22 protein-coding genes and 2 tRNA genes are annotated in these 20,106 nt (G+C 37.3%); 22 read left to right on the top strand and 2 right to left on the bottom strand.

Annotation, left to right across the window (positions count from 1 at the left end; translation table 11 throughout):
• The first annotated feature begins 40 nt into the window (after positions 1-40).
• Positions 41-1,378 (top strand): glucose-6-phosphate isomerase, encoded by a 1,338-nt coding sequence (locus tag Q0Y84_RS09560; protein ID WP_297953063.1) that lies wholly within the window; start codon positions 41-43, stop codon positions 1,376-1,378.
• 124 nt (positions 1,379-1,502) lie between these two features.
• A complete protein-coding gene (locus tag Q0Y84_RS09555; RefSeq protein ID WP_297953062.1) occupies positions 1,503-2,882 on the top strand; it encodes an MFS transporter in 1,380 nt (459 codons plus the stop codon).
• 102 nt (positions 2,883-2,984) lie between these two features.
• Here Q0Y84_RS09555 and Q0Y84_RS09550 read toward each other — a convergent pair whose 3' ends face one another.
• Positions 2,985-3,998: a serine hydrolase domain-containing protein gene (locus Q0Y84_RS09550; RefSeq protein ID WP_297953061.1), complete on the bottom strand. Its 1,014-nt coding sequence runs from the start codon at positions 3,996-3,998 to the stop codon at positions 2,985-2,987.
• An 83-nt stretch (positions 3,999-4,081) separates the two neighbouring features.
• On the opposite strand from Q0Y84_RS09550, the gene Q0Y84_RS09545 reads away from it, so the two are divergent.
• Together Q0Y84_RS09545 and Q0Y84_RS09540 are read left to right on the top strand one after the other, a co-directional pair.
• A tRNA-Glu gene (locus tag Q0Y84_RS09545) sits at positions 4,082-4,153 on the top strand.
• Positions 4,154-4,158: 5 nt separating this feature from the next.
• Positions 4,159-4,231, top strand: a tRNA-Gln gene (locus Q0Y84_RS09540).
• 258 nt (positions 4,232-4,489) lie between these two features.
• On the opposite strand, the gene Q0Y84_RS09535 is transcribed toward Q0Y84_RS09540, so the two are convergent.
• Positions 4,490-5,842 carry a Mur ligase family protein gene (locus Q0Y84_RS09535; RefSeq protein ID WP_297953060.1) on the bottom strand — a complete coding sequence of 451 codons (1,353 nt, stop codon included), beginning with the start codon at positions 5,840-5,842 and terminating at the stop codon, positions 4,490-4,492.
• Between the two features lie 143 nt (positions 5,843-5,985).
• Here Q0Y84_RS09535 and Q0Y84_RS09530 point away from each other — a divergent pair, with 143 nt between their 5' ends.
• The 18 genes from Q0Y84_RS09530 to Q0Y84_RS09445 all read left to right on the top strand — a co-directional run bounded on the left by Q0Y84_RS09530 (position 5,986) and on the right by Q0Y84_RS09445 (position 19,977).
• On the top strand, positions 5,986-6,585 hold the full coding sequence (locus Q0Y84_RS09530) for a thymidine kinase (RefSeq protein WP_297953059.1): 600 nt from the start codon (positions 5,986-5,988) through the stop codon (positions 6,583-6,585).
• A gap of 16 nt (positions 6,586-6,601) precedes the next feature.
• On the top strand, positions 6,602-7,690 hold the full coding sequence (gene prfA, locus Q0Y84_RS09525; protein WP_297953058.1) for a peptide chain release factor 1: 1,089 nt from the start codon (positions 6,602-6,604) through the stop codon (positions 7,688-7,690).
• Positions 7,683-8,528: a peptide chain release factor N(5)-glutamine methyltransferase gene (gene prmC, locus Q0Y84_RS09520; RefSeq protein ID WP_297953057.1), complete on the top strand. Its 846-nt coding sequence runs from the start codon at positions 7,683-7,685 to the stop codon at positions 8,526-8,528. Before prfA ends, prmC begins: the two co-directional genes overlap by 8 nt.
• Positions 8,529-8,532: 4 nt before the next feature.
• A complete protein-coding gene (locus tag Q0Y84_RS09515; protein ID WP_297953056.1) occupies positions 8,533-9,534 on the top strand; it encodes an L-threonylcarbamoyladenylate synthase in 1,002 nt (333 codons plus the stop codon).
• 84 nt (positions 9,535-9,618) lie between these two features.
• Positions 9,619-10,248 carry a uracil phosphoribosyltransferase gene (gene upp, locus Q0Y84_RS09510; protein ID WP_297953055.1) on the top strand — a complete coding sequence of 210 codons (630 nt, stop codon included), beginning with the start codon at positions 9,619-9,621 and terminating at the stop codon, positions 10,246-10,248.
• Between the two features lie 122 nt (positions 10,249-10,370).
• Positions 10,371-11,084 carry a F0F1 ATP synthase subunit A gene (atpB, locus tag Q0Y84_RS09505; RefSeq protein ID WP_297953054.1) on the top strand — a complete coding sequence of 238 codons (714 nt, stop codon included), beginning with the start codon at positions 10,371-10,373 and terminating at the stop codon, positions 11,082-11,084.
• Between the two features lie 20 nt (positions 11,085-11,104).
• Positions 11,105-11,329: a F0F1 ATP synthase subunit C gene (gene atpE / locus Q0Y84_RS09500; protein WP_005718768.1), complete on the top strand. Its 225-nt coding sequence runs from the start codon at positions 11,105-11,107 to the stop codon at positions 11,327-11,329.
• A gap of 52 nt (positions 11,330-11,381) precedes the next feature.
• A complete protein-coding gene (gene atpF / locus Q0Y84_RS09495) occupies positions 11,382-11,888 on the top strand; it encodes a F0F1 ATP synthase subunit B (protein ID WP_297953053.1) in 507 nt (168 codons plus the stop codon).
• A complete protein-coding gene (locus Q0Y84_RS09490; protein WP_297953052.1) occupies positions 11,888-12,436 on the top strand; it encodes a F0F1 ATP synthase subunit delta in 549 nt (182 codons plus the stop codon). Before atpF ends, Q0Y84_RS09490 begins: the two co-directional genes overlap by 1 nt.
• A gap of 14 nt (positions 12,437-12,450) precedes the next feature.
• Positions 12,451-13,962 carry a F0F1 ATP synthase subunit alpha gene (gene atpA / locus Q0Y84_RS09485; protein ID WP_297953051.1) on the top strand — a complete coding sequence of 504 codons (1,512 nt, stop codon included), beginning with the start codon at positions 12,451-12,453 and terminating at the stop codon, positions 13,960-13,962.
• A gap of 10 nt (positions 13,963-13,972) precedes the next feature.
• A complete protein-coding gene (locus tag Q0Y84_RS09480; protein WP_297953049.1) occupies positions 13,973-14,935 on the top strand; it encodes a F0F1 ATP synthase subunit gamma in 963 nt (320 codons plus the stop codon).
• A gap of 22 nt (positions 14,936-14,957) precedes the next feature.
• Positions 14,958-16,397, top strand: coding sequence for a F0F1 ATP synthase subunit beta (gene atpD / locus Q0Y84_RS09475; protein WP_297953047.1), 1,440 nt, complete (start codon positions 14,958-14,960; stop codon positions 16,395-16,397).
• 11 nt (positions 16,398-16,408) lie between these two features.
• Positions 16,409-16,849 carry a F0F1 ATP synthase subunit epsilon gene (locus tag Q0Y84_RS09470; protein ID WP_297953045.1) on the top strand — a complete coding sequence of 147 codons (441 nt, stop codon included), beginning with the start codon at positions 16,409-16,411 and terminating at the stop codon, positions 16,847-16,849.
• A 66-nt stretch (positions 16,850-16,915) separates the two neighbouring features.
• The gene (locus tag Q0Y84_RS09465; protein WP_297953043.1) at positions 16,916-17,146 is read left to right on the top strand and encodes a DUF1146 family protein; all 231 of its coding nucleotides are present in this window, start codon (positions 16,916-16,918) and stop codon (positions 17,144-17,146) included.
• Between the two features lie 83 nt (positions 17,147-17,229).
• Positions 17,230-18,219: a rod shape-determining protein gene (locus Q0Y84_RS09460; protein WP_297953041.1), complete on the top strand. Its 990-nt coding sequence runs from the start codon at positions 17,230-17,232 to the stop codon at positions 18,217-18,219.
• 13 nt (positions 18,220-18,232) lie between these two features.
• Positions 18,233-18,526 carry a membrane protein insertion efficiency factor YidD gene (gene yidD, locus Q0Y84_RS09455; RefSeq protein WP_005721376.1) on the top strand — a complete coding sequence of 98 codons (294 nt, stop codon included), beginning with the start codon at positions 18,233-18,235 and terminating at the stop codon, positions 18,524-18,526.
• 8 nt (positions 18,527-18,534) lie between these two features.
• A complete protein-coding gene (locus Q0Y84_RS09450) occupies positions 18,535-18,762 on the top strand; it encodes a DUF2969 domain-containing protein (protein ID WP_297953038.1) in 228 nt (75 codons plus the stop codon).
• 21 nt (positions 18,763-18,783) lie between these two features.
• On the top strand, positions 18,784-19,977 hold the full coding sequence (locus Q0Y84_RS09445; RefSeq protein WP_297953036.1) for an FtsW/RodA/SpoVE family cell cycle protein: 1,194 nt from the start codon (positions 18,784-18,786) through the stop codon (positions 19,975-19,977).
• Positions 19,978-20,106 lie beyond the last annotated feature (129 nt).

Raw genomic sequence — 20,106 nt, 5'->3', positions numbered from 1 at the left:
GGTTTGTGAAAAATATTTTATTTAGTTAGGAAGCAGATTTATGAGTTTAATTAAATTTGATAGTAGTAAACTAACACCATTTGTTCACGAAAATGAATTAAGTGAAATGCAAGCTATGGTTAATGCTGCTAACACTGAACTTCGCGATGGAACTGGTGCAGGTAACGATTTCCGTGGTTGGCTTGATTTGCCAGTTGACTATGACAAGGATGAATTTGCCCGTATTAAGAAGGCAGCTAAGAAGATCCAATCAGATTCAGAAGTTTTGATTTGTATCGGTATTGGTGGTTCTTACCTTGGTGCTCAAGCTGCAATTGAATTCTTGAACAGCAACTTCTACGGCAAGGAAAAGAACGGTATGCCAACTGTTGTCTTCTGTGGTAACTCACTTTCAGGCTCATACCTTTATGACTTGATTGAATGGTTAGGCGACAAGGACTTCAGCGTTAACGTAATTTCTAAGTCAGGTACTACTACTGAACCATCAGTAGCATTCAGAATCTTCAAGGACAAGTTAATCAAGAAGTATGGTAAGGAAGAAGCTGCTAAGCGTATTTACGCAACTACTGACCGTCAAAAGGGTGCTTTGAAGACTGAAGCTGACGCAGAAGGTTACGAAGAATTCGTAGTTCCTGATGATGTTGGTGGCCGTTACAGTGTTCTTTCAGCTGTTGGTTTACTTCCAATTGCTGCTTCAGGTGCTGACATTGACGCATTAATGAAGGGTGCTGCTGATGCACGTGCTGACTACACTGACACTGATTTATCAAAGACAACTCCATACCAATACGCAGCCCTTCGTAACATTCTTTACCGCAAAGGTTACACTATTGAAATTGTTGAAAACTATGAACCAAGCTTAAGAATGTTTGGTGAATGGTGCAAGCAATTAATGGGTGAATCAGAAGGTAAAGACCAAAAGGGTATCTACCCATCAAGTGCTAACTTTACTACTGACCTTCACTCACTTGGTCAATACATCCAAGAAGGTTTGCGTAACTTGTTCGAAACTGTTATCCGTGTTGAAAACCCACGTCATGACGTTAAGATCCCAGGCGATGAAAAGAACCTTGACCAACTTAACTTCTTGGAAGGCAAGAGCTTGAACTACGTAAATGACCGCGCTTATGAAGGTGTTGTTTTAGCTCACACTGATGGTGGTGTTCCAGTTATGACTGTTAACATCCCAGACCAAAGTGAACATACTTTAGGTTACATGATTTACTTCTTCGAATTAGCAATTGCTATTTCAGGTTACTTGAATGGTATCAACCCATTCAACCAACCAGGTGTTGAAGCATACAAGCGTAACATGTTTGGTTTGCTTAACAAGCCAGGTTACGAAAACTTACACGACGATTTAGCTAAGCGTCTTTAATTTTTAGCTATATTTACTCAGCATATTTGATAGTATGCATGTTAATATAATTAGCTGTGCTAATTAAAGAAAGAGTAAGAACGATGATGTTTTTGCTCTTTCTTTTTTTGTGGAGGAGTTTTGTATGAAAGAAAATACTAAAAACGTTTTAGCAGTACTCTCTGCTGCATTTATGTCATTTGTGGGGATTCTAACCGAAACAAGTTTAAACGTTACTTTTCTGACGATGATGAAGCAATTTGATGTTGGCTTAGACATAATTCAATGGACAACAACGGGATATTTGTTAGCTATCGCAATTATTATGATTTGTTCTTCCTACTTGAATGACCGCTTTACTGCCAGACAATTATTTATCGTTGCTTGTGTTGGTTTTATGCTTGGTAGTCTGATCAGTGCAGTTGCACCTAACTTTCCAATCTTGCTTTTAGGCCGCCTAATTTCGGCTTTAGGTGCTGGATTGAGTACGCCGTTAATGTTTAACTTAGTAACTGAAGTTATGCCACGGGAAAAGTGGGGCGTTTATATGGGAATTGCCGGGTTAGTAGTTGCTATGGCGCCAACTTTGGGTCCAGCTTTTGGTGGGATAATCACTTTTTATCTTAATTGGCGCTGGATTTTTGGCTTTGTAACTATCTTTGCAATAATTGTTTTTATAGCAGGGCTATTGGTAGTCGGTAAATACCATGAACAAACTAAAAGTAGTTTTGACTGGTTGTCGTTTATTATCCTAGCTGCAGCATTCGTTACTTTAACACTTGGCGTTAATCAAATTAGTAATGGTTTTGCTAATCCAGCTTTATGGTTATTGTTAGTAGCAACAGTTATCTTAATTTGGTTGTTTGTCAAAATATCAAAAAAATCAGCTAAAAAGTTGCTTGATTTGGCCGTTTTTAAACAAAAAGCCTTTGTTTATGGTGCTTTAGCCTACTTTTTACTGCAATTTAATAATATCGGAATTAGTTTTGTTTTGCCGAATTATATTCAAATCGTTGGAAAACAGTCTTCTTTAATCGGTGGACTGATTTTATTGCCAGGGAGCATTATTGCGGGGCTACTTAATCCGTATTTTGGTAGCCTATACGACAAAAAAGGAGCCAAATTACCACTTTACTTGGGTGGTAGCTTAATGTTAATTAGCTGTTTATTATTTGCGATCTTTGGACTTAAGCTTACGGTCATGATGATTGTTATGATTTATGGATTAATGATGTTAGGTCATAGAATGTCGTTTTCTAATACTTTGGCTGAAGCTCTAAAAGTTGAAAAAGGAACTTTACGTGCTGACGCCACTGCTGTTTGTCAAACTAGCCAGCAATTAGCTGGTTCTGTAGGAACAACGATTTTAGCAGCGATTATTTCTGTTTGGCAAAAACAAGGAAATATATCCTATGCTGTAGCAACAGCTCAAGGCAGTCAGGTAGCATTTTATTTTACAGTGTTTACTGCTTTGATTATTTTGATCAGCGACTGGAAAATGTTTAGAGCAGAAAATAAGATTTAGTTAAGACATTAACGAAAAAATAAGTTATAATACTATTCGGATGATGAAATTTAGTGAGAGATAAAAAGACGACTGACACACAGTCGTCTTTTTTCTGTTAGTTTATAATTTTGCATTTTCAGTGATGAAGCTTTGGATGATTTTTTCGCGCATAGCTAAAAAGATAGTGTTGTGTCCGGTCGGATGAATTCGATTGGTTAACAAAATTAACCCAGACCGTTTAATTCGATCAAGAATCATCAAGGTACCGGTAAAGCCAGTGTGAAGAATAATGGGATAATTTTGCTTAGGATCAAAACGGAGGTCCCAGCCCCAGGAGCGTGGCTTTATTCCCTGCGGATTTTTATTGTCAAATAATAGGCTGACTGTTTTTTGGCTATAAGGCAGGACGTTGGGCTTTAAACCTAGATATCCCTGCGCAAAAGTGATTAAATCATTGAGATTAGAGAAGAGACCTGCAGAGCCGCAATCAGCGCCAAGTTGTCTGGCTTTTGGATCGTGAGGAATTCCTTGCAAGACATGCCCAGCAACTAGTGCAGTCGGCACACATTCACTTTTTTGTGGTGAAAAAATAGTATTTTCAAGTGGCATTTGTTTAAAGATTTGCTCTTTAGCGACTTCTTGCACTGGTTTATTAAAAATATGTTTAACAACCAAGCCGAGCAAAATAAAATTAGTGTCGGCATAACGCATTTTGTGTTCAAATTCGTCAGTTACTGGAAGATTAATAATTGCCTGCAGTAGTTCATCATGATTTAGTTCATCACGATGAGGGATCCAACCACGGATACCACTAGTATGGGTTAGTAAGTGATATAGCCGTATACGAGGATCCTTGAATTCAGGAACGAATTGTTGCAAGGGCTCAGTAAAATTAAGTTTGCCTTGATCGTAAAGTTTAAGCAAAATATTTTCTGTAGCTAAAACTTTGGTTAAACTAGCTAAGTCATATTCTGCAAAAGGGCTTAGTTGCGTAACTTCAGGATAAATGCTGGCAAAACCAGTAGTTGAAGTAAAAATCTGTTTATTTTTGATAAAAGTATAATTAACGCCAGGAACAACGCGGTCAAAGACCATTGATTCAATTAAATGTTGTGTTTTATTAAAGTCGATCATGTTTCACCATCCATATAAAAGATATTATAACTAAAATGACTTGACAAGAATAGAAGAAAAAAGCATAATTATTAGTGTTGACTCGCCCGTTGGTCAAATGGTTAAGACGCTACCCTCTCAAGGTGGAGTTATGAGTTCAATTCTCGTACGGGTGATTTACTGAGATATAGCCAAATTGGTAAGGCACAGGATTCTGGTTCCTGGATGTTTGGGTTCGAGCCCCAATATCTCAATTTTGAGAAAATGTCTTAATGCTGAAAGCTTTAAAAGCCCAGTATTAAGGCATTTTTGTTTTTGGCAATTTTCTGAAATTAATCAAAATTAAGCAAAATAATACAATATTCTTACTGGCGTTTACTAGCACCAAAAAATATAAAATTGGTCTAGGATAGTTGACTGAAATCACGTACAGTAACTGAAAATGTAGATTTTCCTTTGTTGTCCGAAAAATTAAGCAAAAAATAAAGCCAAACACTTTATTGTGCTTGACTTTACATACCAGCTTTAATAATTTTCTTTTCAGCCATTTTCTTTCTCAAAGCTAACATAGCAGTGTAGGTAGAAAGAATATATACTTTTTTAGTCGGTAATTTCTTAATTTCTTCAATTAAGCTGTCATCATCAGGATTAGTACTCATTGTACCAGGATCAAAACCGGCAATTTCTAATCTAAATCCCATGTCATGCCAGCGTTGTCCACCAACTAGTACTTTTTTGATCTTATCTTTATTCAAGCCTTCGAAATCGGCATCCCAGATCCATGAAGTATCGATCCCATCGGCATGGTTAGCGTTGAGTAAAGCAATTAATGAATAATTATCTTTTTCAGTGTTAAGCATGTGTAAAACTTCATCAAGACCAACAGGATTTTTGACTAATATTAAGTCGATATCTTTATTGCCATAGTGAATTAACTCTTGACGACCAAAGATTCTCTTATTTTCAGCAAATGCTTGAGCCACTTCATTCTCAGTTAAACCGAAATGACGAGCAACTGAATAGGCAGCTAATGCATTATAAATATTATAAGTACCACCAATATTAATGGCGTAATCTTTGTTGCCCATTTGGAATTTTACGCTATTAGGAGTCTGTTCAATGATTTTGTTAACAGTAAAAGTTAGATCAGGACGGTGATAGCCACAATTAGGGCAGAAGAAATCACCTAGGTTAGCATAAATTCGGCTGTGATAATGTAAAATGTGATCACATTTAGGACAAAGTACACCGTCAGTATTAACTGGGGCCTTAAAATCATTTTTTGGTTGATCATCAGGTAATTTAAAACCGTAGAAGATCTTTTTATTAGGAAGATCGACTGATGAAAAAATACTTGCATCCCCATTAGCAATAATAGTTGCATCAGGTGCCAACTTAATTCCATCAACAATTTTAGCGTAAGTAGTATAAATTTCACCATAGCGATCCATTTGATCACGGAATATGTTAGTTAAAACAAATACGCTAGGATGTAATAATTTAGTAACCATCTTAACATTTGCTTCGTCAACTTCTAATACGGCAATTTTACGCTTAACGTGTCTATTTTTATGTGCTAAAAATGCAGTTACAATTCCTTGTTGCATATTTGATCCAGATGGATTGGTTAATACATCACCATATTTTTTCTTAAGTGCTTCAACTATTAAAGCAGTGGTCATAGTTTTACCGTTAGTACCTGTGACGATTACGGTTTCGTAGCCTTTAGCTAGAGTATTAAGTACGCTAGGATCAATTTTCATAGCGAACTTACCTGGAAAGCTTGTACCACCTTTTAAGACATTATGTAAAAACCAGTAACTGGATTTTCCCGCAACTTTTGCGATTCCTGATTTAAAACTCATGTATAATCCCTCACTTTAAAACTATGTTTTAGTTTAGCATAGAGCCAAAGGGAAAACGAGGTTTTACTACTTATTAACTACACAAATTTTATTTTTCCTCTATACTATGTTAGGCAAACATTTTTAAGCAAAGGAAGGATTACATGGCACAATTATTTTTTCGTTATGGAGCAATGAGCAGTGGTAAGACAATTGAAATCTTAAAAGTAGCCCATAACTATGAAGCACAGGGGCGTAAAATTGCTTTAATGACGAGTGGACTTGATAATCGGAGTGGTGTTGGAACGGTTGCTTCCAGAATTGGAATTCATCGTCAAGCCATACCCATTACCGAAAAAATGGATTTATTTGAATACATTAAACAAATGAATGATCATGATTTAGCAGATGGTGATGGCGAATTAGCCTGCGTATTAATTGATGAGGCTCAGTTCTTAAAGAAGCATCATGTTTTAGAATGCGCTAAAATTGTTGATGAATTCAATATACCTGTAATGACCTTTGGCTTAAAAACTGATTTCCAGAATCATTTATTCGAAGGTAGCGAGAACTTATTGATTTTTGCTGATAAAATAGAAGAGATGAAAACTATTTGTCATTATTGTGGCCATAAGGCAACAATGAATTTAAGAGTTAATGATGATAAGCCTGTTTACGAAGGAGAACAGGTAAAAATTGGCGGCGACGAAAGTTATTATCCAGTTTGTCGTTATCATTATTTTCACCCAGGTATTAAAAGATAGGGAGGACTTTTAATTTATGGATAAAGTGATGGCTCAATTAGAGAGTTTAGTAGCCCACTATGAAGAACTACAAGAAATGATGGCTGACCCAGAGGTCATCAATGATACTAAGCGTTATATGGAAATCTCTAAAGAAGAAGCCGACTTACGTGAAGTAGTTCAAAAGTACAAAAAGTATAAAGAAGACAAAAAAGAAATCGCAGATAATAAAGAAATTATTGCCAGTGAAACTGATGCAGATTTAATTGAAATGGCTAAGGAAGAAAATTCTGAAATTGAAAAAGAAATTCCTAAGCTAGAAGATGAAATAAAAATTTTAATGCTGCCTAAAGATCCTAATGATGATAAAGACATTATTATGGAGATTCGTGGTGCCGCTGGTGGTGACGAAGCTTCATTATTTGCTGGCGATTTGCTGAGAATGTATGAAAAGTATGCTGAGCGTCAAAACTGGAAGGTTTCAATGATTGACTCTGAACCTACTGAAGTTGGCGGTTATAAGCGGGTAGCGATTATGATTACCGGGGATAAGGTTTATTCAAAATTAAAATATGAAAATGGTGCTCACCGGGTTCAACGTATCCCAGTAACTGAATCTCAGGGGCGTGTTCATACGTCAACTGCGACTGTAGCTGTAATGCCAGAATATGAACAAGTAGATATTGATCTTGATCCTAAAGATATTCGTGTTGATGTTTATCGTTCAAGTGGTGCCGGTGGTCAGCACATTAACAAGACTTCTAGTGCTGTACGTATGACTCACTTGCCAACAGGGATTGTAGTTGCTATGCAAGACCAACGTAGTCAGCAACAAAACCGTGAAAAGGCTATGCAAATTTTGAAATCACGTGTTTATGATTACTATGAAAGTCAAAACCAAGCTCAATATGATGCTAAGCGTAAAAATGCTGTTGGTACTGGGGATCGTTCAGAGAGAATTAGAACTTATAACTATCCTCAAAATCGTGTAACTGATCACCGTATTGGTTTAACTATTAATAAGCTTGATCGGGTTATGAATGGTGAACTTGATGAAATTATTGATGCTTTGATTCTTTATAACCAAACTAAGCAATTAGAGGAGTTGGCTGATCAAAATGCCTAAGATGACTTTAAAGCAGATGCGCATTAAGGCAGGCGAAACTGCTGAAAATGCTCGTCCTGAAGATGTTGATTATATTTTGGCAGAACGATTGGGATTAACGCCAAGTGAGTTTGAATTAAAGCAGGATATGCCGTTAAGTGATGATCAAATTAAGCAGGCTAACAAAGATATCAAGAAATTAGCTAAAGGTACATCACCGCAGTATATTTTGGGCTACGCTTGGTTTTTAGGCTATAAAATCATGGTTCAACGCGGTGTATTGATCCCTCGTTTTGAAACTGAAGAATTAGTAGAATGGGCTTTGAAAACGCTCAAGTCTGGCGATAAAGTGCTAGATTTAGGCACTGGTTCAGGTTGCATTACTGTTGCTTTAGCTAAAGAAGCAGAAAAACAGGGCATAAATGACTTAACTTTATATGCCAGTGATATTACTGATACAGCTTTAAGAACCAGTGAAGAAAACTTCTTGACCTATGATCTTGATGTAACAACTCGTAAGGCTAATGTTTTACTAGGATTAGAAAAATTTGACAAGATTATTTCCAATCCGCCATACATCAAATCAAGCGAAACTAATGTGATGGACAAAAATGTCTTGCAAAATGAACCTAAAGAAGCTCTTTTTGCGGGCGAAGATGGTTTAGATTTCTATCGGAAATTTGCTAAACAAGTGCGTGATCATTTAAATGCTCATGGCGAATTTTTCTTGGAATTTGGTTTTAGTGAAGAAGAACAACTGAAGAAATTATTTGCTAAAGAATTGCCTGATTTTGAAATTGAATTTAGAAAGGACATGGCCCAAAAGCCACGTATGATTCATGGAAGGTGGCAAAAATAAGATAATGGAAACACAGATTTTCAAAAAAGATCAAATAGATGATGCAGTTAAATTATTAGCTAAGGGTGAATTGGTTGCTTTTCCAACTGAGACAGTTTATGGCTTAGGTGCAATTGCAACGAATGAAAAGTCCGTTAAAGGTGTTTATGCTGCTAAGGGACGTCCTAGTGATAATCCATTAATTGTAACGGTATCTGATGAAAAAATGATGGCTAAATATGCTAAAGAGGTTCCTGAAAGAGCTAAAAAGTTGATTAAGCATTTTTGGCCAGGTCCATTAACTTTATTGCTGTTTGTTAAGCCTGGAACTTTACCAGATGCAGTTACTGGTGGACTTGATACAGTCGCTTTTCGTTGCCCTGATGATCAGTTAACTCATGATTTGATTGCTAAATTGGGCTATCCAATTGTGGGACCATCAGCTAATACATCAACTAAGCCAAGTCCTACTACTGCTGAGCATGTTTATCATGACTTAAAAGGAAAGATTGCCGGAATCATTGATGGCGGTCCTACCCGAGTTGGGCTTGAATCAACCATTATTGATTTGTCAGTTGATACGCCAATTGTTCTTCGTCCGGGTGAAATTACGCCAGAGGAACTAAGTGAAGTTTTAGGTGAAAAAGTTTTGATCAATACGGGCAAGGTGTCAGATAAGGATGTACCTAAGGCACCGGGGATGAAATATCGTCACTATGCACCAAGTGAACCAGTAATTGTGGTAGATGATCCAAGCGATTTTGCCAAAATTAAATTTGATGAGAAAACAGGTGTAGCAGCATTAGATTCAGTTTTAGCTAAAATTGATTTACCAGCAGAAAACAAATTTGATCTAGGCAACAATTTAGTCGATGCCGATCATAATTTGTTTGGCGGTTTACGGTATTTTGATGATAAGGCTGAGATTGAAACTATCTATGTTCAAGGCTTTGATGAAGGTGAAGAAAGCCTAGCTTATATGAACCGATTAAATAAGGCTGCAGGTGGCCATCATTTTAATAAATAAAAAATAAGGCGCAAAGGGGTTTAAACCCTTTGCGTTTTTGATTAAAATATTTAATGATCATATTATTTTTTATAGGAGGCATATATGGGAAAGTTCGTAGTTTTGGATCACCCATTGATTCAACACAAGTTGACTATTATTCGTCGCAAGGATACAGGATCAAATGAATTTCGCCGTATTGTTGGTGAAATTGGTGGTCTGATGACCTATGAAATCACTAGAGACTTACCACTTGAAGATGTTGAAATTGAAACACCAATGGGTAAGACGGTTCAAAAGGAAATCGCTGGTAAGAAATTGACAATTGTGCCAATTTTGCGTGCTGGTATCGGAATGCTTAATGGTGTTCTTGATATGGTACCATCAGCTAAGATTGCTGTTATTGGTATGTACCGTGATGAGAAGACTTTGAAGCCACATGAATATTTCTTCAAGGCTCCAAAGGATATCGCTGAACGTGAATGTTTGGTTGTTGATCCAATGCTTGCAACCGGTGGCTCAGCTAATGATGCCATTGCCGCATTGAAGAAGCGTGGCGTTAAGGAAATTAAGCTTGCTGTTTTAGTAGCTGCTCCAGAAGGCATTAAGGCAGTTCAAGAAGCAAATCCTGACGTTGACATTTATGCAGCAGCTGAAGATGACAAGCTAATGGATAACGGCTATATTTTCCCAGGTCTTGGGGATGCTGGTGACAGATTATTCGGTACTAAGTAATCTCCTTATTTAAAAAATATTTACTCTAATGCGCTTTCATTATTACACAAAGATGTTTTTTGGTGTTAAGATGATTTACGTGTTCGAGTTTTTTTCAACACGAGAAGGGAGGTCACGAAGTAATGGAGAAATCATTTGTTTTTAAATTGATGGGCTTGAATTTTGATCTTACTGGGATCATCGGTTCAACGCTAATGGCTCTAGCAGTTTTGTTTATCTGCATTTGGCTTTCAAGAAAAGTTGAAATGAAACCTAATAAGAGACAAAATGTATTTGAGTATTTACTTGATTTTACCAATGGAATCGTTAAGGACAACGTTGGCGATAATGATGCTCAAAAGCACTTGTCACTTTATGCATTTGTTTTATTCCTGTTTATTTGGTTTATGAACCAATTAGGGATGTTCATGGAAGTCAAAGTTGATGATTGGATGTTTGTAAAATCACCAACTGCTGATCCAGTGGCGACAATGTCGTTTGCAATGATGACCTTGCTTCTATCGTTCACATTTGGCGTACAACGATTTGGAGTTGGCGGATATTTGAAGAATTATACGCAACCAGTTGGTTTTATGCTTCCAATTAATATTATTGAAGAGTTTACCAACTTCTTAACTTTATCTTTACGTCTATATGGGAATATTTATGCTGGTGAAGTTTTGCTAACTTTAATTGGTAATGATCTAGCACATGCTGGCGGACCATTTACGTTGGTTTTAGCAGCTCCATTGGCCATGATTTGGCAAGGTTTCTCTGTCTTCATTGGCTCTATCCAGGCATATGTTTTTGTAACTTTGTCAATGGTTTACATTGGTAAAAAGGTTACTACAGAATAAATTTTTGGAGGTATAAATTTATGTCAGAAGCTTTTAAATATCTTGCTGCATCCATTGCAGCTGGTTTAGCAGCTTTGGCTGCATCATTGGGTAACGGTAAAGTTATTTCAAAAACTCTTGAAGGTATGGCTCGTCAACCTGAAAGTGCAGGTAACTTAAGAGCAACAATGTTTATTGGTGTTGGTTTGATCGAAGCCGTTCCTATTTTGGCTATCGTTGTTGCCTTCTTGATTCTTTTCCTTTAATAAAAAAGAAGTTAAATTAAAGGTTCTAAGTTTAAAGAGAGAAGGGCAGTAAATGATTATTCAAACATTATTTGCCGCCTCACATATTTACCTAGGTAATGCTATCTGGTATTTAATTTGTTTTGCCATCTTAATGTTACTGATCAAGCATTATGCTTGGGGTCCAGTTTCAGATATGATGGAAAAGCGGCGGCAAAAAATTATTAATGACTTGGATTCAGCTGCTAGCGATCGTAAGAAAGCTGAAACGCTTGCTAATGAGCGTGAAGCTGCCTTGAAGAACTCAAGACAAGAAGCAACACAAATTCTCTCTGACGCTAAAAGTAATGCACAAAATACAAGCAAAGAAATCGTAGCAAGTGCAAATGAAGATGCTGCAGCAATTCGTAAAAAGGCGAATGAAGATGCCGCTAAGGCAAAAGCAGATGCCTTGGATTCTGCACGTGATCAGGTTGCTGATATTTCTGTAGCAATTGCTGAAAAAGTAATTGCTAAGAATTTATCTGCTGAAGACCAAAAAGATCTAGTCGACCAATTTATTAAGGGGTTGGATGATTAATGGCTTTAAGTAGAGAAGAAATAGCTGCACGCTACAGTATTGCATTGTTTGGCTTTGCGCAAGACAAAAATGCATTAGACACTGTTTATGAAGAAATGCTGGAATTGAAGAAAGCTGTTAAGGCTAATCCACGTGTAATCAGTGTTTTAAGCGATCCTATTTTAAGTAGTAAAGATAAAAAGGAGTTTTTAACTGCAATTGAGCAAAATTTCTCAGCTGAAGTACAAGACTTTTTGAATTTATTACTTGAATATAATCGCTTTGCAGATCTGATTGAAATCATCGATCGTTTTGTCTTACTTTATGATAATGAAAAGAAGATTGCATCTGGCGTTGCTACTACGGCAGTTAAGCTAGATGATGATCAACTTAAGCGTTTAGGTGAAAGCTTTGCTAAAAAGTATAGCTTAAATGCTGTGCGTCTAGAGAATAAAGTTGATCCAAGTATTTTAGGCGGCGTGGTTCTTCAAGTTAAGGACCGCGTGATTGATGGATCAGTTAAGAATAAACTGAAGAAGATCCGTGCGCAAATAATTGATGAAAATTAAAAGAGGTGAAACCATTGAGCATTAAAGCGGAAGAAATTAGCTCCTTGATCAAGCAACAACTTGAACATTACGATGATAAGCTCGACATCAACGAAGTCGGTGTTGTAACTTATGTTGGTGATGGTATCGCCCGGGCTCACGGACTTAACGATGTTTTGTCTGGTGAGTTGTTAAAGTTTGATAACGGTTCATACGGTATTGCTCAAAACCTAGAATCTAATGATGTTGGTATCATTATTTTGGGTCAATTTGATAATATTCGTGAAGGTGATCGTGTTCAAAGAACTGGTCGAATCATGGAAGTTCCTGTTGGTGACGCCTTAATCGGTAGAGTAGTTAACCCATTGGGTCAACCAGTTGATGGCTTAGGTGAAATTAAGACTGACAAGAGTCGTCCAATTGAAGCTAAAGCTCCAGGTGTTATGGACCGTCAATCTGTTGACCAACCACTTCAAACTGGTATTAAGGCGATCGATGCCTTAGTTCCAATTGGTCGTGGTCAGCGTGAATTGATTATCGGTGACCGTAAGACTGGTAAGACTAGTTTGGCTATCGATACTATCCTTAACCAAAAGGGACAAGACGTAATTTGTATTTACGTTGCTGTTGGTCAAAAGGAATCAACCGTTAGAACTCAAGTAGAAACTTTAAAGCGTTTTGGCGCAATGGATTACACCATTGTTGTTGAAGCGGGCCCAAGTGAACCAGCACCTATGCTTTATATTGCACCATATGCTGGTACTGCGATGGGTGAAGAATTTATGTACAATGGCAAGGACGTATTGATCGTATTTGACGACCTATCTAAACAAGCCGTCGCTTATCGTGAACTTTCCTTGCTTCTCCGTCGTCCGCCTGGTCGTGAAGCCTACCCAGGTGATGTCTTCTACTTGCACTCACGTTTACTTGAACGTAGTGCTAAGTTGAATGACAAACTTGGTGGTGGGTCATTAACAGCTTTGCCAATTATTCAAACTGAAGCCGGCGATATTTCTGCATACATTCCAACTAACGTAATTTCAATTACTGACGGTCAGATTTTCTTGCAGAGTGATTTATTCTTTGCTGGTACTCGTCCAGCCATTGATGCTGGTAACTCAGTTTCTCGTGTTGGTGGTAATGCCCAGATTAAGGCAATGAAGAAAGTTGCTGGTACTTTACGTACTGACCTTGCAGCTTACCGTGAACTTGAAAGTTTCGCTCAATTTGGTAGTGATCTTGATCAAGCAACTCAAGCTAAGTTGAACAGAGGTCAAAGAACTGTTGAAGTATTGAAGCAACCACTTCATGATCCAATTCCTGTTGAAAAACAAGTTGTGATTCTTTATGCTTTGACTCACGGCTATCTTGATGCTATTCCAGTTGAAGATATTGCTCGTTTCCAAAACGAATTATTTGATAACTTCGACAGTAGTCACGCTGATTTGCTTAAGACAATTCGTGAAACTGGTCAATTGCCAGATGATAAGAAGTTGTCAACAGCAATTGAGGAATTCAGTGAGAGCTTTACACCAAGTGAGAAATAGGAGGTAGAATATGCCTGCATCTTTACTTGAGTTAAAGAAAAAGATTGCTTCAGTAAAACAAACTGGTAAAATCACAGAAGCCATGCGAATGGTTTCCGCATCAAAGTTGAACCAAACCGAAAATCGTGATAAGGGATATACCGTTTATAACGATCATATCCGTCAAACTATATCTCGTTTAATTAGTTCACAAGTAATTGATAATTTACGTGAGCAAGACATTTCAATCGATAAAAATAATATTGCTAAGATTGACTATACTGATGTCTTTGGTTTAGGTATTACGGCTGATATGATTCAACCACGTAAGGATATTAAAACTACTGGTTTTCTAGTTATCTCAGGTGACCGTGGTTTGGTTGGATCTTACAACAGTAATGTTATTAAGAACATGATGAGTATCTTTGAGGATGAACGTGCTCAAGGACATGATATCAAGGTTCTTGCTGTTGGATCAGTTGCAGCACAATTCTTTAAGAAGAACAATATTAATGTTGTTTATGAAAAGAATGGTGTTTCTGATGTACCAACTTTTGATGAAGCTTTACCAATTGTTTCAACCGCAATAAAGATGTTTTTGAATGGTGTGTATGATCAACTTTATGTATGTTATACCCACCATGTTAACTCATTATCATCTGCTTTCCGTGTTGAAAAAATGTTACCAATTGTTGATTTAGACATTGGTGTCAAAGAAGCCGAAGCACATAAAGAATTAGAATATGATATTGAACCAGATCCAAATAGTGTATTAATGAAGTTGTTACCACAATATGCACGTTCAACTATTTATGGTGCTATTTTGGACTCTAAGACTGCTGAACATGCTAGTTCAATGACAGCCATGCAGAGTGCAACCGATAATGCTAATGATTTGGTATCAAATTTAACTACAAAATTAAATCGTGCTAGACAGGCACAGATTACTACTGAAATTACTGAAATTATCAGTGGTGCAAATGCCTTAGAGTAATAAAGAAAAGGAGGTAGATGTTTTGAGTGAAGGTGAAATCGTTCAAGTAATCGGCCCAGTTGTCGATGTTAAATTCCCAATTGATAAGAATTTACCTGATATTAACAATGCCTTACGTGTAATCAAGTCAGAGGACGAAAGCATTGTCCTTGAAGTTACACTTGAGCTTGGTGATGGTGTCTTAAGAACGATTGCCATGGAATCTACCGATGGTCTTCGTCGTGGTATGAAGGTTGAAGATACTGGTGGTCCAATTTCCGTTCCAGTTGGTGAAGATACTTTAGGACGTGTATTCAACGTTTTAGGTCAACCAATTGACGGTGGTCCAGAATTTTCAAAAGATCACCCTCGTGAAGGTATCCACAAGGAAGCACCTAAGTATGCTGACTTGACTACAAGTCGTGAAATTCTTGAAACTGGTATCAAGGTTATTGATTTGCTTGAACCATATGTACGTGGTGGTAAAGTTGGTTTGTTCGGTGGTGCCGGTGTTGGTAAAACTACTATTATTCAGGAATTAATCCATAACATCGCACAAGAACACGGTGGTATTTCCGTATTTACTGGTGTTGGTGAAAGAACCCGTGAAGGTAACGACCTTTACTTCGAAATGAAAGCTTCAGGCGTTTTAAGTAAAACGGCCATGGTATTTGGTCAGATGAACGAGCCGCCTGGTGCCAGAATGCGTGTTGCGTTAACTGGTTTGACACTTGCTGAATACTTTAGAGATGTTGAAGGTCAAGATGTGTTACTCTTTATCGACAATATCTTCCGGTTTACGCAGGCTGGTTCAGAAGTTTCAGCCTTGCTTGGTCGTATGCCAAGTGCCGTTGGTTATCAGCCAACTTTGGCAACAGAAATGGGTCAATTGCAGGAAAGAATTACTTCAACTAAGAAGGGTTCTATTACTTCAATTCAAGCCGTTTATGTTCCTGCCGATGACTATACTGACCCAGCTCCATCAACAACATTCGCACACTTGGATGCTACTACTAACTTGGAACGTAGCTTAGTAGAACAAGGTATTTATCCAGCCGTTGACCCACTTGAATCTTCATCAAGTGCCCTTGACCCTGAAGTTGTTGGTCAAGAACACTATGAAGTTGCCACTCGAGTACAACATGTTTTGCAACGTTACCATGAATTGCAGGATATTATTTCTGTTTTGGGTATGGATGAATTGTCTGATGAAGAAAAATTGATCGTTGCACGTGCACGTAAGGTTCAATTCTTCTTGTCGCAAAACTTCTTTGTTGCTGAACAATTTACTGGTGTACCAGGTTCATATGTTCCAATTAAGGAAACCATTAAGGGCTTTAAGCTTATTTTGGATGGTCATCTTGATGACTTACCAGAAGATGCCTTTCGTGGTGTCGGCCCAATTGAAGATGTTTTGAAGAAAGCACAAGAAATGGGTGTAACTCCAAGTGATCCAGAAGCTAAAGCTTTACTAGAAAAGTAGGGTGATGTCAAATGGCAGATCCAGAGAAGCTTTTTAGAGTAGATGTTGTAACTCCTAATGGAATGATTTATTCACATCGTGGAAGTATCGTTGATGTACGTGCCGTTGATGGTGAACGTTCTATCATGTATAACCACACGCCCCTTTTAACTCCGCTAGTTATTAGTGAGGTTAAGATTAAGCGGAGTCGTGAAATGGATTCAGTAGTTGATCACATTGCGATTTCTGGTGGCTATATTGAATTTTCAGATAATGTTGCTACGATTATTGCAGATAGTGCTGAACGCGCAAGAAATATTGATGTTTCTCGTGCTGAAGCTGCTAAGCAACGTGCTGAGCAACGTTTAAAGGAAGCACGGGAAAGACATGACGAACAAACAATGGTCCGTGCTGAAGTTGCTTTGAGACGAGCAATGAACAGAATTAGCGTGTACAACACTAAAGGTCACTAGAAGAAGGAAGAGACGAATGCACAAAATGCTGCATCCGTCTTTTTTTGTCAAAATTGAGGAAAATATATGTTTCAATTAGGCGTTCATGCCATTATTAGTATCATTATATATTTGATTGCGATAGGTTTATCTTTTCAAGCGGTTAAAGCAATTCAACTAGATAAAATTATTCATAAAGGCCATGTTTTTGAAACACAATTATTATATTTATTTATTGCAATTGGTTTAGGTTTTTTAGTTGGCAATTTTGTCATTACTTTTATTGATACTTCAATGCAATTAAGCAATTTGTTTTAAAGATTGTGTTAAAACAAGGACAGTAAAGGAAAGTCATGATTATTTATGGTAAAATGGACGATGAATAATTATGGAGGGTTATCGTGGCACGAGATATAGGAATTGATTTGGGGACAGCAAACGTACTGATCAATGTCTCTGGTAAAGGTATCGTATTAAATGAACCTTCTGTTGTAGCTGTAAATACCGATACAAACAAGGTAGTTGCAGTTGGTTCAGAGGCATATGAGATGGTGGGAAGAACCCCAGGTAATATTCGAGTAATTCGTCCCTTAAAGAATGGGGTAATTGCTGATTTCGACATTACCGAAGCAATGCTGTCTTACTTTATTGAAAAATTAAATGTAAAAGGCTTTATGTCTAAGCCAAATATTCTGATTTGTGCTCCTACTGGAGTTACTTCAATTGAACAGAAGGCAATTATTCAGGCAGCTGAAAAGTCTGGTGGTGGCAAGGTTTATTTAGACTTTGAACCTAAAGTTGCGGCTGTTGGTGCAGGCTTGGATATTTTTAAACCACAGGGTAATATGGTAATTGATATCGGTGGTGGTACTACTGATGTTGCAGTTTTATCAATGGGTGAAATTGTTACCTCGCAATCATTGCGCTATGCTGGCGATCGGATGAATCAAGCCGTTATCAGCTACATTAAGAATACGCATAATTTGTTAATTGGTTCCAGAACCGCTGAACAAATTAAGATTGAAATTGGTAGTGCCTTTGAACCTAGCCAGGATGAACAAATTACTGTTCGTGGTCGTGACGTAGTTGATGGTTTGCCTAAGCAGACTACAGTTACTGCACCAGAGATTCAAAAGGCTTTAGAGCCAGGCTTGATGTCAATCATTGCAGCAGCTAAAGAAGTATTGGAAACAACTCCACCGGAGCTTTCAGCAGATATTATTGATCGCGGGATTATGCTGACCGGTGGTGGAGCTTTATTAAAGAATATTGATAAGCTGATTTCGTATTACTTGCAAGTTCCAGTTTTAATTGCTGATCATCCATTAGAAGCAGTTGCTTTAGGAACAGGTACGTTGCTTAAAAATATTGAAAAGCATCAACGACACTAAGTGAGGAGATTACTTGCGTAAGATTTTGATTTTTATTGTACGTATTTATCAGACAGTGATTTCACCTTTACTACCACCAAGTTGTCGGTATTATCCAACATGCTCCAATTACATGATTGATGCATTGAAAAAACATGGTCCTATTTTGGGGCTGATTATGGGAATTTGTCGTATACTAAGGTGTAACCCATTTATCAAGGGTGGAGTGGATCCAGTTCCTGATAATTTTACTATTTTTCGAAATCCACATCCGGAGAGATATGAAGATCCAATTATTGCTTCAAAATTTCATCCGGATAGCAAGTAGGAGGATTTATGTCTAAAAAATTAGAGAATATTGATATTGAAGTTAATGAACTTAAGGGAAAGAATTTGCCAACTTGGGAAGTTGTTATTCCTAATAAAAAGTCCATTGGTTTAATTGAAAAGGTAGAGGGGCGTTATCGTGCTACTACTTCTAAGACAAGCAATATTTTGTTTGCTAACAGTCTTGAAAGCAGCATTAATGACTTACTTTCATACTTTACCTTACATGAAAAATAAAATATAAGTAGTGATTATTTAATGGCAAAAGTTGAAAATGAAACAAGTCTATTTGATCGATTAGCTTGGAATATCATCATTCCGGTTTTATTATTAGCGTTGATCAGTTTGTATTGTATCTATGTAGCTGCATTAGGTGATCCAAGTCATATCGGTTCACCGATGCGAGCAGTGATTATGCAAGCACTGTGGTACTTGATTTCAATTGCAATTATTGTAGTTGTGATGCAATTTGATGCAGAGCAATTGTTTAAAATTGCACCGATCTTCTTTGGGATTGGAATATTTCTGCTGATTGCGGTTTTGTTCTTCTATAACAGAAGTGTGGCTGCTGATACAGGTGCCAAAAGTTGGTTTAAATTAGGGCCAATTACTTTTCAACCTTCAGAAATAATGAAGCCAGCATTTATTTTGATGTTAGCTCGTGTAGTTAAAGATCATAATGATAAATATGGTCATACGATTAAGACAGATTGGTTGCTGCTAGGTAAAATTATCGCTTGGTTAGTCCCAGTAGCAATTCTGTTAAAATTGCAAAACGACTTTGGTACTATGTTAGTATTTATCGCCATTGTTGGCGGTGTGGTTTTAGTATCAGGAATTTCTTGGAAAATTATTATACCGTTGTATGGGATAGTAATTGTAGCTGCTGTTGGAGTAATCTTATTAGTTACAACTTCTGGTGGTCAGGCATTTCTGAGTCACTTTTTCCAAGCATACCAGTTTGAGCGAATTAAGTCATGGCTTGATCCATCTGGTGATACTTCATCTGGGGCTTATCAGTTATGGCAAAGTATGAAGGCAATTGGTTCAGGTCAATTGTTTGGTAATGGCTTTGGCAAGGCTAGCGTTTACGTTCCAGTTCGTGGTTCGGATATGGTTTTCTCAGTTATTGGTGAAAACTTTGGTTTTGTCGGCTGTGTCACGTTGATCTTAATTTATCTGTACTTAATTATCCAGATGGTAAAGATCTCGTTTGATACTAGAAATGTATTTTACTCATATATTGCAACTGGCGTAATTATGATGATCTTATTCCACGTATTTGAGAATATCGGGATGAACATTGACCTATTACCATTAACTGGTATTCCATTACCGTTTGTTTCTCAAGGTGGATCTGCCTTAATGGGAAATATGATCGGAATTGGGTTAATCTTATCAATGAAATTTCATAATCGTGATTATATGTTCAGTACAGCTGGCGATTTTTAGAGTAAAAAAGGGATTCGAGTTATACTCGAATCCCTTTTTGTATAGATTAATCTGGCTCTATAATTTTTCCTGTTGATGACTTATCTATATGATAAGCTGTTAACAGGATTTTTTATTGCAAAAAAGAGG

This window comes from uncultured Lactobacillus sp., assembly GCF_947367125.1.
GTDB lineage: Bacteria > Bacillota > Bacilli > Lactobacillales > Lactobacillaceae > Lactobacillus.
This window is presented reverse-complemented; position numbering and strand designations above follow the sequence as displayed.

Excerpts from the sequence above, each read along its gene's own strand:
- Q0Y84_RS09560 (WP_297953063.1), top strand. The coding sequence starts at position 41 with ATGAGTTTAATTAAATTTGATAGTAGTAAACTAACACCATTTGTTCAC.
- Q0Y84_RS09555 (WP_297953062.1), top strand. The coding sequence starts at position 1,503 with ATGAAAGAAAATACTAAAAACGTTTTAGCAGTACTCTCTGCTGCATTT.
- Q0Y84_RS09550 (WP_297953061.1), bottom strand. The coding sequence starts at position 3,998 with ATGATCGACTTTAATAAAACACAACATTTAATTGAATCAATGGTCTTT.
- Q0Y84_RS09535 (WP_297953060.1), bottom strand. The coding sequence starts at position 5,842 with ATGAGTTTTAAATCAGGAATCGCAAAAGTTGCGGGAAAATCCAGTTAC.
- Q0Y84_RS09530 (WP_297953059.1), top strand. The coding sequence starts at position 5,986 with ATGGCACAATTATTTTTTCGTTATGGAGCAATGAGCAGTGGTAAGACA.
- prfA (WP_297953058.1), top strand. The coding sequence starts at position 6,602 with ATGGATAAAGTGATGGCTCAATTAGAGAGTTTAGTAGCCCACTATGAA.
- prmC (WP_297953057.1), top strand. The coding sequence starts at position 7,683 with ATGCCTAAGATGACTTTAAAGCAGATGCGCATTAAGGCAGGCGAAACT.
- Q0Y84_RS09515 (WP_297953056.1), top strand. The coding sequence starts at position 8,533 with ATGGAAACACAGATTTTCAAAAAAGATCAAATAGATGATGCAGTTAAA.
- upp (WP_297953055.1), top strand. The coding sequence starts at position 9,619 with ATGGGAAAGTTCGTAGTTTTGGATCACCCATTGATTCAACACAAGTTG.
- atpB (WP_297953054.1), top strand. The coding sequence starts at position 10,371 with ATGGAGAAATCATTTGTTTTTAAATTGATGGGCTTGAATTTTGATCTT.
- atpE (WP_005718768.1), top strand. The coding sequence starts at position 11,105 with ATGTCAGAAGCTTTTAAATATCTTGCTGCATCCATTGCAGCTGGTTTA.
- atpF (WP_297953053.1), top strand. The coding sequence starts at position 11,382 with ATGATTATTCAAACATTATTTGCCGCCTCACATATTTACCTAGGTAAT.
- Q0Y84_RS09490 (WP_297953052.1), top strand. The coding sequence starts at position 11,888 with ATGGCTTTAAGTAGAGAAGAAATAGCTGCACGCTACAGTATTGCATTG.
- Q0Y84_RS09480 (WP_297953049.1), top strand. The coding sequence starts at position 13,973 with ATGCCTGCATCTTTACTTGAGTTAAAGAAAAAGATTGCTTCAGTAAAA.
- Q0Y84_RS09470 (WP_297953045.1), top strand. The coding sequence starts at position 16,409 with ATGGCAGATCCAGAGAAGCTTTTTAGAGTAGATGTTGTAACTCCTAAT.
- Q0Y84_RS09465 (WP_297953043.1), top strand. The coding sequence starts at position 16,916 with ATGTTTCAATTAGGCGTTCATGCCATTATTAGTATCATTATATATTTG.
- Q0Y84_RS09450 (WP_297953038.1), top strand. The coding sequence starts at position 18,535 with ATGTCTAAAAAATTAGAGAATATTGATATTGAAGTTAATGAACTTAAG.
- Q0Y84_RS09445 (WP_297953036.1), top strand. The coding sequence starts at position 18,784 with ATGGCAAAAGTTGAAAATGAAACAAGTCTATTTGATCGATTAGCTTGG.